This window comes from Niveispirillum fermenti (assembly GCF_052474395.1).
Genome location: NZ_CP156678.1, coordinates 321453 through 335279 on the forward strand (window position 1 = coordinate 321453; position 13827 = coordinate 335279).

Genomic DNA, 13827 nt, shown 5'->3' on the forward strand with positions numbered 1-13827 from the left:
CTGGCCCTCATTCCCCCGCCGCCATGGCCCGACGCAGCCGGCGCACGCCGATCCAGACGGCGGCCAGGATGGTGGGTACGGCCACGGCCGTCAGCATGGTCTTGGGCGGCAGGCCGCCGATGGCGGGCACCCCCTCCAGCACATATTTCACCAGCCCCAGCAGATAATAGGAGATGGCGAAGACCGACAGGCCTTCCACCGCCTCCTGGATACGCAACTGGGTGCGGGCGCGGGTCTCCAGGCTTCTCAGGATCTCCGCATTCTGTTCGGCGCGCTGCACATCGACCCGCGTGCGCAGCAGGCTGCTGGCCCGGCTGATGCCGGCCGCCAGTTCGGCCTGACGGCGCGCCACCGCTTCGCAGGTGCGGACGGCCGGGCGGAACCGGCGTTCCAGGAAGACGCCCAGCCTTTGCAGCCCGGGGATGCGCACCTCCCGCAATTCCCGAACCCGCTCCTCCACCAGTTCGGCATAGGCCTGCGTGGCGCCGAAGCGGTAGCGGCAGCGGGCCGACAGGCCCTCCGCCTCTGCCGCCAGACGGGTCAGCGCGTCCAGAAGGCCGTGTTCCTCCGCCATGTCGCGGGCCGTCGCCGTGCGGGCCACGATGCCTTCCAGCCTTTGTTCAAGGGCGGCCAGCTCCGGCCCCGCCTCGCGCGCCAGGGGCAGGCCCAGCAGGGCCGTCATGCGATAGGTCTCGATCTCCAGCAGGCGCTGGACGACACGGCCGGCATGGCTGGGCGACAGGCCCTTGTCGCGCAGCAGGATACGGGTGAAGCCATCGCCGCCCAGGCGGAAATCGGTCCAGACCAGGGCTTCCTCCCCCGCCACGGCACTGCCCTGCAATTCGCCCCGGAAGATGGCCGACAGGCTTTCCGGGCCGTGCCGGGGTTCCGTATCGGGTTCCAGCCGCAGATGGCAGGCCACCAGCCGCAATCCCGGCAGCCGCGATGTCCAGTCGGTCAGGCGCGGTGACAGGGCCGACCAGTCGCCGCCTTCCACCGGTTCCATGTCGGCGACCGTGATGGCCGTGAATTCGGTGTGACGTTCCCATTTCACGGTACGGCCATCGATCAGCAACTGCACCTGCCGCAGTTCCGCGCCGGGCAGGGGCAGCCCCACATCCCGGCACAGGTCCAGCAGGTGGGCATGATCGGCCCCCAGTTCGCCCGTCAGGTGCGCGATATGTGTCAGACGGGCCGGCGTCGTGACGCGCATATGCGGCCGCGCATGCAATTCCTCGTTCAACTGGACACGCTGGGGATGTTCCCGCCCCTCGCCGCGCGCCTCTGCCCCCGTCGCCATGAAGTTCCCCTGCTTCATCATTGCGGCCGGAACCGACTATGCCGTGACGGCCAGGGGCGCGCCATGGGACATCTTGGTCAGACGTCGAGCGGCCGGGACGGTGTGCCACCCCGGACACGGGTCCAGAAATGCGCGCCGGTCTGGAAACCGATGGTGCCTGCATAGCCCACCGTTTCCAGGCTTTCACGGAACAGGGTGCCGATCGTCTGCCGCATGTCGGCCGGCAGCAGGGTGCGGGTGCGGATCATCAGGTCGAAGCGGCCGGAGCGGACCATCCCGTCCAACTGCATGGGACCCAGGTTGGAGAAGCTGAGATCCAGCAGGAAGCGCCGTGCCGCCCCACGCCCATCCTGCGTGCCCTGACCATCGCCATCCTGGTCGGTGCTGTGGCGGACATGGAGCTGGGCGCGGGTGACATGGTCGGGGGTGCCCAGCGGGATGGGCATGCCGCGCCAGCCATCCGGGGCGGGTTCGGCGGCATGCTGCGCCGCCGCGCGGAAATCCTCGCGCAGGCGGGCCAGCAGCCGCCCCTGGCCGCGCGCCTCCAGCAATTCGGTGGCGGCAGGCCCCAGCCAGCCGCCGGCATCCCCGCCGCGCAGGGCCGACAGGAAGAAGGTCAGCGTCGTGGTCAGCCGCTTCGTCGGCTGTGGCAGGATGGCGGCCGCCACGCTGCGGGCCAGGGCGGGGTCGGCGGCCAGCAGGGCACCCATCACCTCGCGCATGGCAGGCCAGTCCCCGTCCGCCTGCGCGGGGTCCAAGGGTGCCAGCATGCCGTCCAGCGCCCGGTTCGCCGGTGCATCCACAGCCAGCAGCAGGGCGGTACCCGGGGGCAGGTCGGTGCGGGCACGCAGCACCAGCGTGCCCTGGTCCGTCGTGACGACGGGCTGCCCCTGGGCCGTGTTGCCGACCAGCGTGCCGGTCAGGGTCGGGGCACCGGTATCGGCCGGTGGCATCGCCCCTTCGATGGAAAGAACACGGACCTGCACGGGCTGGCCCGGTGGCAGCAGGGGCCGGGCCGGGGCCGGGTCCGCGGGCGCCACTCCCCCCGGTGGTCGCGTTGCCGACAGTGGGGCCCCCGAGGCTGCGGCCACCATGCCGGTCGCCTGCAGGGCGACGGGCACGCGGGGCGGCGGGGCGTCGCGGGTCGGGGCCGGCTCGGCCAGGGTCCCGGGCGCGGCGGGGGCGGGCTGTGGCGCGGACGGCGGGGCCGGCTGCATACGCGCGCCGGCATCCCGCATAGTGGTCTGTTGTGGCTGTGCCGATGGCTGTGGTGCCGGTTCCCCTCGGGCAGGGACCGGCGCGGATGTGCCGCCCCCCGCTGGCGGTGCGGCCGGTGCAGTCGGCGGGGCCGTCGGGCTGGCCGGCACCGCCGGTCCCCGGACACGGGCCGGGATGGCACCATCCGCCGGAGCCATCGGGGTGGCACGTGCGGCTGTGTCTGGTGCCGGTGCCTGCCGGTCGGGTAGGCCCTGGCCGGCCGGGCCCGGTGCCGCCGTCTCCCGCGGCACCGTCAGGGCCGGCGACCCCGCCTGAAGGCCGGCGGGCCGATCGGCTGTCGGGGGATGGGCAGCGGTCGCGGCCGGCCGTGCCTGGGGTGCCGGCGGGCTTGGCGCCGGCACGGGGGGCAAGGCCCCCTCCCTCGTTCCGGCTGTCCCCGCGCCAGCGGCGGGTGTGGTGGCCGATGGGGCGGTGGGGCCGGCCGGAAGGGATGGTGCCTGTGTCTGGCCCGGTCCGGCCGGTGAGGAGCCCGCCGTCGGTGGGGCTGCGGCCGGGGCTGTCGGGGGCGCCGTGGCTGAGGCCGTCGGGGGTGTGGCGCGCAGCCGGGCTTCCGGCACCGGTGCGGGGGCACCCCCGAAATCGGGCAAGGACGGGGGGCCGTTCGATGGTGTGGATGGCAGGTTGAAGCGCGCCAGCCGTGCCAGGCGGGCCGCGTCTGTCGCGGCATCGGGCAAAGGCACGGCGGTCGGGGGTGCGGTTGCCGGCGCGGAAGGCGGCGGTGGGGCTGCATCGGCGGCGGCCGGGGCCGGGGGCTGGCCCGTCTGGACCCTGGTCACCGCGGCCGGGACGGGCACCAAGGCCGACGGTTCCGATCCCAGCAGGGCCGCCAGGGGGGACAGGGCCGGTTGCGGGACCCCGCCGCCCGGCACCGGAGTGACGGCTGCACCGGGCACTTGTCCCCCCTGGACCGGCGATGGCGGTGCCTGTACCGGAGGAAGCGGTACGGATGGCGACACCGCTGGCGGGGCTTGTGCTGTGCCACCGGCAGCGGGCTGGCCGGCGACCGACGGCGGGGATGGGGCCGCTGTGGGGGCCGCTGTGGGGGCAGGGGCCGGGCGCGGCTGGGCCGCGGCCACGACGATGGCCGTGATGACGGCCCCAGGCTGGATAGCCGGAAGCGGTGCCGGCGGTGGGGCAGCCGCCTGTATCGGGCCGGCAGCCGGCGGCGGTGCCGGCGGGGCCGGTGGCGCCAGGGCGGTGGCCCGGGGCGGTGTGCCGGGCACCTGGGCGGGGATGCGCAGTGTGACGGGCCGGTCGGTGGGCAGCGGTATCGGTGTTTCGACCCGGATATCGCCCGCCGCCGTGCGGATCGTGGCTGCCCCGTCCTTCTGCTCGACAACCTGGCCGGACAGAGTCACGGGCCGTTCCAGCCCGGCCAGCCGGTCGGGCAGCGCACGTACCAGCACGTCGCCGACCGGCACCAGGGCTGGCCCGCTGCCACCCGGGACCGTCCCCGTGGCGGCGGCCGGCATACCCGGACCGGGTGGCTGGGGGATCGACATGGGGGCCGACCCCGGCGGATCAGCCGGCCGTCAGCCGCTGGGCCAGCGCCATGATGTCGTGCGCCGCGTCGGAGGTGGGGGAACGCACCAGCAGCGGGGTCTGCGTCTTGATGCTTTCCCGCACCTTCATGTCGCGGCGGATGATGCCGGCCAGTTGCGGGCTCTTGCCCAGGAACTTGCGGCAGGCGGCCAGCAGCGTCTCATAGGTCTTTTCCCCTTCGTTGCGGGTCTGCGCCATATTGACCACGATGCGCAGGTCGGCCGAGGGGTTGGCCTGATAGGACAGTTTCAGGAAGGCATAGGCATCGGTGATGCTGGTCGGTTCGTCCGTCGTGACCACCAGCGATACCCCGGCCGGGGTGGTGAAGGTGCGCACATTGCGATCCACGCCGGCGCCCAGGTCGATGACGATATTGTCGTAGGACCGGGCAAGATCGGTCAGCTCGTTACGCAACTGGGTCAATTTTGCCGGGGGCAGGTTGGCCAGGCTGCCGGAACCGGATCGGCCGGCGATGATGTCGAACCCGCCATCGCCATAGCGCGTCGTGGCACCACCCAGGGTCACCATGCCATCGATCACCTGGCCCAGGTCGCGCTTGGGCATCAGGCCCAACTGGATATCCACGTTGGCCAGCCCCAGATCGCCGTCGAACAGCAGGGCCTTGCGCCCCAGTTTCGACAGGGCATGGGTGAGTGTGATGGAGAAGAAGGTCTTGCCCACACCGCCCTTGCCGCTGGCCACGGCCAGGATGTTGCGCTGGCGCAGCGGGGTTATATTGGTCGTGGCGGCCATCATCGCGGACAGGTCGGTCATGCGTGGGTCCCCGTTTGCTTGGCTCGCCGCTGTTCGGCTTGCAGTTCCGGCATCATCATCTTGGCCAATATTGTCGGCGTCAGGGCAGTCAGCCCGTCGGCAACCTTTGTCGTGGCACTTACATCTGCAAAAGCCAGGCCAGCTTCATGCGCGGCGGCCAGCAGGCTGCCATAGCGGCGCGCCATGTCCATGCGGGTGGACAGCAGACGCCGCGCCCCCACCTGGCGGAAGGCCCTGGCGATCTCCACCGCCTCCACCGGGTCCAGCCCGGCGGGCAGGACCAGCACCGGCTCGATCTCCGTCGCGGTCACGAATTCGTGCAGGTCCTTCATGTCCTGGGCGTTGTAGGGGTTGCGGCCCGCGCTGTCGACCAGCACCTGTTCCATCCCCTTGGACACCTCCACCGCGTCGGACAGCGCCAGCGGATCCTCCACCGTGATCAGGCGCAGCTTCAGCACGCGGGTGAAGGCCTGGAGCTGTTCGATGCCGCCGGCCCGGATCGTGTCGGTGGAGATGACGCCCACGGGCCGTTTCTGAAGCGCGCAGCGGGCGCACAGCTTGGCGACGGTCAGGGTCTTCCCCCCGCCGGGCGGACCCACCAGCATGACGGGCCGGGGGGAACGCCCGTCCGGCAGGGGCTGGAACGTGAAGACGGCATCCAGGGCCGCGGCCAGCGCCGTCAGCGGGTCGCGCGTGTCGAAATCCTCGATGCTGTCGATCAGGCGCTGATTCAGTTCCGCCGGCACACCGTGGCGCAGCAGGGCATCGGACACGACATCGATCGGGTCGGGGCCCGCGGGTTCCATGAAGCGCAGCGGGTTGGGGGCGGCGACCGGCGCATAGGTGGCCAGGATGCCCTCGTCCTCCTCGATGGCGGCGGTGACGCGGACGCCGACGCCCTCCTCTTCCCGGGTGGCGACGATGATGGCGTCATCGCCCAGCACCTCGCGGACCAGCCGCATGGCGTCCTGCATGGTTGGCGCATGGAACGATTTCAGACGCATGCCGACCCCGCCTTCCCGGCCCTCCAGCCCTTGTTGACACTATCGATTGCCAGTATAGCAGCCTTTCCGGCGAAAGCCCTAGGGGGCAGGTGGATGCCCTCCTTTTCGCCGGTCGCGGGGCGGCGGCCCCCGGTGCCCTGTTCGGTCCGCCGCGTCATATCTGCCCCAATGTCTTGATCTTGGCCTTGGGGTGGATCTCGTTCTGCGACATCACCACGGTTGCCGGGCGGAACCGCTCGATGATGGACCGGACGAAGGGCCGCACCATGGGCGAGGTCAGCAGCACGGGCGCCTCCCCCTGCATGGCGAATTTCTCGAAGGTCTGGCGGACGGCCGTGATGAATTGCTGCAGGCGGGACGGCATCATGGCCAGTTGCTTGTCGTCGCCTTCGCCCACGATGCTTTCCGCGAAGGCCTGTTCCCATTCCGGCGACAGGGTGACCAGCGGGATATAGCCCATGTCGTTGGTGTTGGCGTCGGAAATCTGGCGGGCCAGGCGGGCGCGCACATGCTCGGTGATCTGGGTCATGTTGCGGGTATAGGCCGTCGCCTCGGCCACGCCCTCCAGGATGGTGGGCAGGTCGCGCACCGACACCCGCTCGCCCAGCAGGTTCTGCAGCACGCGCTGCAGGCCGCCGATGGTGATCTGGGCCGGCACCACGTCGCCCACCAGCTTCTGGTGTTCCTTGCCCATCTCGTCCAGCAGCTTCTGCGTCTCCGCATGGGAGAGCAGATCGCTCATATTGTCCTTGATCACCTCGGTCAGGTGGGTGGTCAGCACGGTGGGCGGATCGACGACGGTATAGCCCTTGAACAAGGCCTCCTCCCGATAGGCCGTGTCGATCCACATGGCGGGCAGGCCGAAGGTCGGCTCCGTCGTCGCCTCCCCCGGAAGGCCGATCCGGTCGCCCCTGGGGTCCATGCATAACAGCATGTTGGGTCGCACCTCGCCGCGGCCGGCCTCGATCTCCTTGATGCGGATCAGATAGGTGTTGGGGGGAAGCTGCAGGTTGTCCTGAATGCGCACGGCCGGCATGATGATGCCGATTTCCCCCGCCAGCTGGCGCCGCAGGCCCTTGATCTGGTCGGTCAGCCTGTGCCCGGCCTCCGTGCTGATCAGCGACAGCAGGCCATAGCCCAGTTCCAGGCGCACAAGATCGATGGCCAGCGCCGTGGAGATCGGCTCTTCCGCCACGGGCGGCGGGGCCGCTGCGGCCTGCTGTTCCTGCTCCGCCTCCACCGCCTCGCGCATCATGCGCGTGCGGGGCAGGTAGTAGGCGGCAAGGGCCAGGCCAAGGGCCAGCAGGCCGAAGGGGATCTTGGGCATGCCGGGCAACAGGCCGATTGCCATGACCACGGCCGCTGTCAGTCCCAGTGCCGTGGGATAGAAGGTGAGCTGGCCCAGCACGGCCTTGTCCGTTGACCCGGCCGATCCCGACTTGGACACCATGAGACCGGCGGCCAGCGACACCAGCAGGGCCGGGATCTGCGACACCAGCCCGTCGCCCACGGTCAGCAGCGTATAGGTTTGTCCGGCTTCCCAGAACGACATGTTGTTCTGGGCCATGCCGACGATCATGCCGACGATGATGTTCAGGAAGGTGATGACCAGACCGGCCACGGCATCGCCGCGCACGAACTTCGACGCACCGTCCATGGCGCCGAAGAACTGGCTTTCATCCTCCAGCTCCTTGCGGCGCTTGCGGGCGTCGGCCTCGTCGATCAGGCCGGCCGACAGGTCGGCGTCGATGGCCATCTGCTTGCCGGGCATGGCGTCCAGGGTGAAGCGGGCCGCCACTTCGGCGATGCGGCCGGAACCCTTTGTGATGACGCTGAAATTCACCAGCATCAGGATGCCGAACACCGTCACGCCGATGATGAAGTTGCCGCCCATGATGAACTGGCCGAAGGTGGCGATCACATGGCCGGCGGCCTGCGGCCCCTCATGCCCATGCCCCAGGATCAGGCGCGTGGAGGCGAGGTTGAGCGCCAGCCGCAGCATCGTGCTGACCAGCAGGATGGTGGGGAAGCTGCTGAAATCCAGCGGCTTGGTGATGGACAGCACCACCATCAGGATCAGGACGGAAAAGGCGAAGGAGATGGTCAGGCCCACATCCAGCAGGAAGGTGGGCAGTGGGATGATCAGCACCACCACGATGGCCAGGATGGCGATCGCAAAGCCCACCTCGCCGCGCTTCAGCGACTGGCCGACGATGCGTACCGCGTCCTGGACGGAGGCTATGTTGGTTTGCGACTGGTCCGACATGCGTGATGGGTCTGCTGGTGCGGTCTGGTTGCCGGGAAGGGTGGGTGATCAGGTCGGGCGGGCGGGCGCCGTCTCAGCTTGCGGCCCGTTCCTCATCCCCGCCGCCGGCCGGCGGCGGGACGGGGACGCCGCCTTCGCTGTATTCCTTCAGCTTGTTGCGGAGCGTGCGGATGGAGATGCCCAGGATATTGGCCGCATGGGTACGGTTGCCCAGCGTGTGCTTCAGGGTGTCGATGATCAGATCGCGTTCCACATCCGCCACGGTGCGCCCCACCAGTGCCTGGGTGGCCGACCCGGCGGGCGCGAGAGGCGTGCCGGGGATGAAGCCGGCGGCCGGCTCCGCGACGGGGATCACGGGGGCTGCCGGCGGCGGGTAGGCTTGTGGCGGATAGGGCTGGGGCGGGTAGGGTTGCGGCGCATAATGCGAGGCATTGCCATAGGACCCGGCCGCCCGCGCGGCGGGCGCGTAGCCCGGTTGGGATTGGGGTTGGGGCGGTGGCTGGGGCGGCGGGACGGCGGGTGCGGGGGCATAGCCCGGCTCCGCGCCGGTCAGCAGGATGGCCTCCGGCCCGATCTCCGTCCCGCGCGACAGCAGCACGGCGCGGTGCATGGTGTTTTCCAGCTCACGCACATTGCCGCGCCAGTGATGGGCCTGCAGCATGGCCATGGCCGTGGGGCCGACGCTGCGCTGGGGCAGGCCGTTGGCTTCGGAATATTTCGCGGCGAAATGCTGGGACAGCAGGGCGACATCGGCCGGCCGCTCCCGCAGCGGCGGCAGCGCCAGGCTGACCACGTTCAGCCGGAAATAAAGATCCTCGCGGAACCGGCCGGCCTTGGCCTCCGACAGCATGTCGCGGTTGGACGTGGCCAGGATGCGGATATCGACCTTGACCGGCTGATTGCCGCCCACCCGGTCGATCACCCGTTCCTGGATGGCGCGCAGCAGCTTGGCCTGCAGGCGCAAATCCATCTCGGAGATTTCGTCCAGCAGCAGCGTGCCGCCATTGGCCTCCTCGAACTTGCCGATGCGCCGGGCCACCGCGCCCGTGAAGGCGCCCTTCTCATGGCCGAAAAGCTCTGATTCCAGCAGGTTTTCCGGAATGGCGGCGCAATTGACCGACACGAACGGCGCGCCCGACCGCCGGCTCTTGCGATGCAGGTAGCGGGCCATCAGCTCCTTGCCGGTGCCGCTTTCGCCCGTGATCAGGACAGAGGCGTCCGATGGCGCGATCTGATCCGCCAGGGCCAGCGTGGCGGCCATGGACGGGTCGCGGCTGACGATGGCGTGGCTTTCCTCGGCCACCGCCTCCAGCACGGCGGCGATCAGGTTCGCGTCGGGCGGCAGGGGGATATATTCCTTGGCCCCGGCGCGGATGGCCTTCACGGCGGCCTGCGCATCGGTGCCGATGCCGCACGCCACGACGGGCACGGCGAACCGCTCCGCCTTCAACCGGTCGACCAGGCTGCGGACATCCAGCTTCACGTCGATCATCACCAGATCGGCGCCCTGGCCGGCACGCAGCGCGGCCAGGGCGCCGTCGATGCTGTCGGTATGCGCGACCTTCGCCCCCTTCTGCAGGGCGATCTTGCCGGCGGCGCTGATATAGCCTTCGAGCGTTCCCACGATCAGCAGACGCATCGTCCTGTCCCCTCACTCACCCGTCCGGCCGGTCAAGGCGGACCCTGTATCAAGGAAATCATTCATAAGCCGTTACCCGCAATTCGGGCGGCAGCACGGTGTTGATCAGCACTTCCAGCCGGCGCGGGTTCTCCTGCCGCGCGACCGACCCGGCGGCCAGCAGGTAAAGCCCGTCCACCATCGCCTCGCGCTCGGCATTGCGGTCGATCTTCGCGGCCAGCGGGGAAAAGACCATGGACCCCAGGATGGCGCCATAGAAAGTGGTGATCAGGGCCACGGCCATGGCCGGGCCCACGGTCGACGGGTCCGACAGGTTGCCCAGCATCTGCACCAGCCCCACCAGTGTGCCGATCAGGCCCATGGCCGGTGCCACCTCTGCCGCGCGGCGCATGACGGCCGCCGCCGTCCGGGCCCGGCCGATATTCGCCTCGATCTCGGTGCGCAGGATGCGTTCGGCATCATCGGCCGGCAACCCGTCCACGATCAGTTCCACGGCGCGGTTCAGCACGGGCCAGCCCCGCGTTGCGCGGGCCATCGGCTGAAGTGACAGGGGACCATTGGCCCGCACATGTTCGGCCAGCGACAATGCTGTGCGCGCCGCGGCCTGCGGGTCGCTGGTATGGGCGACCATGGTCCGCCCCAGCGCCCGCAGCGCCGCCCGCATGTCGGACGGCGAGAAGGAGATGGTGGTGACGGCCGTCGTGCCGCCCACCACGATCAGGATCGACGGGATGTCGATGAAGGCCGCCACGCGCCCGCCCAGCAGCAGCGCGCCCAGCACCAGAAGGAACCCGCTGGACAGGCCCAGCACGGTCGCCAGGTCCAGCCGCCGGTGCAGGCGCGGCAGGGGCGGCGGCTTGCCGCCACCGGCTGCGGGCGGTGGAGCGTCGGCCGGGGGCGGGGCCGGATGGCGGTTGCGGATGGCGCTGCGGTCGGTCATCGCTCGCCCTTCACGCCCGTTCGGTCTTGATGATTTCGGTCATCGTTACGCCCAGCCGGTCCTCGACGACCACGACCTCGCCGCGCGCCACAAGCCTGTTGTTGACATAGATGTCGATGGCTTCGCCCACCTTGCGGTCAAGTTCCACCACCGCGCCCTTGTTCAGGCGCATCAGGCTGCTGACCTGCATGTTGGTCTTGCCCAGCACGGCGGAAATCTGGACCGGAATGTCGTAGACGGATTCCAGGTCCTTGACGACGGGCAGGCTCTCCAGCTCGCCCCCGCCGCCGCCCCGGCCGCCATTGTCGAACTCGCTCAGCGACATGTCATCCTTGGCCGCCATCTCAACCCCCGTGGCTCAAGCGCGCCGCTCGCGCGCGCAGGCGGCTCATAACGCCGCCTCCCGCCGCGGGGCCGCGATCACCTCTTCCGGGCCACCGGGGAAGTCGGCCAGCAGGTTGCCCGCCAGCGCCTCGATATCGCGCCACAGCTTGCCCACGTCGCGTTCGGCGCCGCCGGCCGTCCAGTCCACCTTCACATCCATCTCCCCCAGCTTGGGATCGGCCAGCACATTGACCTGGCCGCCGAACCCGTGGCGCAGCGCCATGTCGCCGATCCGGTCGCGCAATGTCTCGAACCAGCGCTCATGCACCCGGAAGACCAGCTTGGGCTCCTCCGCCAGTTCGGCCAGGAACGCGGCGACCACGCCCTCGATCTCGGCCAGGCCCTGCCGTTCCACCAGGCCCGGCCACAGCTTGCGCATGATGGCCAGCACCAGGCGCTGCGTGTTCTCCTGCCGGGACTGGCGTTCGCCATTCTGCACGGACAGCAACTGTTTCAGCCCGTTTTCCACGGCGCGCAGGGCGGCCGACATCTCCTGCTGGGCGGCCACCTCGGCCTGTTCCCTGCCTTGCTGGCGTCCCTCGGTCAGGGCCTGCTCACGCGCCTGTTCGCGCGCCATGCGCACCTGCTGCTGCAATTCCTCCACCGAAAAGGTGGGGGGCGGCGGCGGTGGGGGCGGGGCAGGCGGCGGGGGCGGTTCCGCGGGTTTCTCGGCGGCGGGCGGCAGGGATGGCTTTCCCCCGAACTCGTCGTCGAAATCCTCCTCGAACAGGAATTTCTGGATGGTGGCCATGGGGATGCTCTAGCCGCCTCAATTTTCCTGATAGAGCCAGTTGCGGATGATCGACACGGCTTCTTCGGGATGTTTCTCCACGATTTCGCCCACCTTGCGCAGCGAGGACGCGCGCACGCGGCCATCGACGCGGTTGATGTCGATCATCTGCTCCAGTTCCTCGTTGGCCTGTGCCGCCTCCATGGCCAGTTCGCGCGACAGGGCGCCGCCGCCGGGGCCTGCCAGCTGCGGCATGCCCGACCCATCGGACAGAAGGTCGGGCTCCTCATCCAGTTGCGGGGAGCGGTCCAGTGCGCGGGTGACCAGCGGCTTGATGACCAGCAGGATGACCAGGATGGCGACGATGGCCAGGATCAGCGTCTCCGCGATGCGGATCACGTCAGCCTTGGGCATGCCGAAGAAGGTCTCGTCCATGGCCGCCAGCTCGTCATCGGGCCGGGCGAACTGCATGGACACCACCTCCACCATGTCGCCGCGCGACGGGTCGACGCCGACGGCCGACTGCACCAGCCGCTGAAGCTGGGCCAGTTCCGCATCGCTGCGCGCCTGATAGGTGCGCGCGCCGTCCTGGGCCGTCGTATAGGTGCCATCGACCAGCACGGCCACGGACAGGCGGCGGATCTGGCCCGTCTCCCGCTCATGGATCTTTGTGGTTCTGCTGATCTCGTAATTGACCGTTTCCTCCGACCGGTTCCGCGTTTCCGACGAGCCGCCGGCCGTGGCGCCGGTGGGGTCGGCATTGGGAAGCTGGTTGGCGACCGTCACCGGATCGACGCCGTCGCGATCCTGGCTCTGCACATTCTCGGTCACGGACTGCGTGCCGCGCACCACCTGGCCGTCAGGGTCGTAGATTTCCGAATTGGTGGTGATGCGGTCGAAATCCATTTCGACGGACACCTGGGCCTGCACGCGCCCATGGCCGACGGAACGGCCCAGCAATTCCTCGATCGTCTGGGACAGTTCCCGCTCGCGCGCCAGGCGCCGCTCCTCGGCGCTGGCGGCCAGTGCCTCCGGCGTGTTGGGCCGCAGGCCGCGGGACAGCAGGTTGCCCTTGTCGTCCAGGATGGACACGTTTTCCGGCTGCATCTGCGGCACGGCCGTGGAAACCAGCGTCTGGATCGCCACCACCTGCTCACGCGACAGGGTCTGTCCCGGCCGCAGGCGCAGCAGGACCGACGCCGTGGCCGTCTGCGCCTGCCGCGCGAACAGTTCACGCTTGGGCATCACCAGATGCACGCGGGCCTGCTGCACCTGCTGCAGGGTCTGGATGGACCGCACCAGCTCGCCTTCCTTGGCGCGGAGCTGCTGCACATTCTGCATGAAGGCCGTGGTGCCCAGCCCCTCGGGCTGGTTGAAGATCTCGTTGCCCACGCTGCCGCCCGACGGCAGCCCCTGCTGGGCCATGGTCATGCGCAGCCGGCCCACCTGCTCGGCCGGCACCTCGATCCGGGTGCCGTCGGCCGAGGCGCGATAGGGGATCTGCTGTTGCTCAAGCTGCTGCACGATGGCGCCGCCATCGGACGGCGACAGGTCGCTGTACAGCAGCGCCATGTTCGGCGTCGACCATTGACTGGCGAAGAAGACGATGGCCCCGATGGTGACGAGGACGGCGGCCCCGATCCCCGCCAGGCGCAGGGTGCCGAGATTCCGCAAGGTCTGCAGAAACGACTCCACGAGTGACATCTCCTGTCGGGCAAGGGCGCTTCGGCCACAAACTACAAGCGTTTTCCCGCCTTTACGAGATGCTTTGCATCCGCTCTATGAAGTGCGGTGGTATCGACTGGGCAATTTTTGCCCGTTTCACGCGGACTGTGGCATAAAAACAACGACCCATGCAATGTTCATTGGGTTACATGCAGCGGACAATGCAGAATGCAAAGCCCGCCGCCGAATGCCGGTACGGCCCGGCATCGGGTCCTCACGAAGCAAGGGTGGTGCCAGCCTGGACC

10 protein-coding genes are annotated in these 13827 nt (G+C 69.4%); all 10 read right to left on the reverse strand.

Annotated elements, in window-relative coordinates:
- Nucleotides 1-7: 7 nt before the first annotated feature.
- The 10 genes from ABC728_RS01260 to fliF all read right to left on the reverse strand — a co-directional run bounded on the left by ABC728_RS01260 (nt 8) and on the right by fliF (nt 13552).
- Nucleotides 8-1321 (reverse strand): DUF3422 family protein, encoded by a 1314-nt coding sequence (locus tag ABC728_RS01260; RefSeq protein ID WP_416618696.1) that lies wholly within the window; start codon nt 1319-1321, stop codon nt 8-10.
- Nucleotides 1322-1377: 56 nt separating this feature from the next.
- Nucleotides 1378-4080, reverse strand: a complete 2703-nt coding sequence (locus ABC728_RS01265; RefSeq protein WP_416618695.1) for a hypothetical protein — start codon at nt 4078-4080, stop codon at nt 1378-1380.
- 19 nt (nt 4081-4099) lie between these two features.
- Nucleotides 4100-4894 (reverse strand): MinD/ParA family protein, encoded by a 795-nt coding sequence (locus ABC728_RS01270; protein WP_416618694.1) that lies wholly within the window; start codon nt 4892-4894, stop codon nt 4100-4102.
- Complete coding sequence (locus tag ABC728_RS01275; RefSeq protein ID WP_416618693.1) at nt 4891-5898, reverse strand: flagellar biosynthesis protein FlhF; 1008 nt, start codon at nt 5896-5898, stop codon at nt 4891-4893. The genes ABC728_RS01270 and ABC728_RS01275 overlap by 4 nt, the downstream gene beginning before the upstream one ends.
- Nucleotides 5899-6052: 154 nt before the next feature.
- Nucleotides 6053-8164, reverse strand: a complete 2112-nt coding sequence (flhA, locus tag ABC728_RS01280; RefSeq protein WP_416618692.1) for a flagellar biosynthesis protein FlhA — start codon at nt 8162-8164, stop codon at nt 6053-6055.
- Between the two features lie 73 nt (nt 8165-8237).
- The gene (locus ABC728_RS01285) at nt 8238-9803 is read right to left on the reverse strand and encodes a sigma-54-dependent transcriptional regulator (protein ID WP_416618691.1); all 1566 of its coding nucleotides are present in this window, start codon (nt 9801-9803) and stop codon (nt 8238-8240) included.
- A 58-nt stretch (nt 9804-9861) separates the two neighbouring features.
- A complete protein-coding gene (locus ABC728_RS01290) occupies nt 9862-10743 on the reverse strand; it encodes a motility protein A (RefSeq protein ID WP_416618690.1) in 882 nt (293 codons plus the stop codon).
- Nucleotides 10744-10753: 10 nt separating this feature from the next.
- Entirely contained in the window at nt 10754-11086 is a 333-nt protein-coding gene (gene fliN / locus ABC728_RS01295; protein ID WP_416618689.1) for a flagellar motor switch protein FliN, read from the reverse strand.
- Between the two features lie 45 nt (nt 11087-11131).
- A complete protein-coding gene (locus ABC728_RS01300) occupies nt 11132-11878 on the reverse strand; it encodes a hypothetical protein (protein ID WP_416618688.1) in 747 nt (248 codons plus the stop codon).
- Nucleotides 11879-11896: 18 nt separating this feature from the next.
- A complete protein-coding gene (fliF, locus tag ABC728_RS01305; RefSeq protein ID WP_445376301.1) occupies nt 11897-13552 on the reverse strand; it encodes a flagellar basal-body MS-ring/collar protein FliF in 1656 nt (551 codons plus the stop codon).
- Nucleotides 13553-13827: the final 275 nt, after the last annotated feature.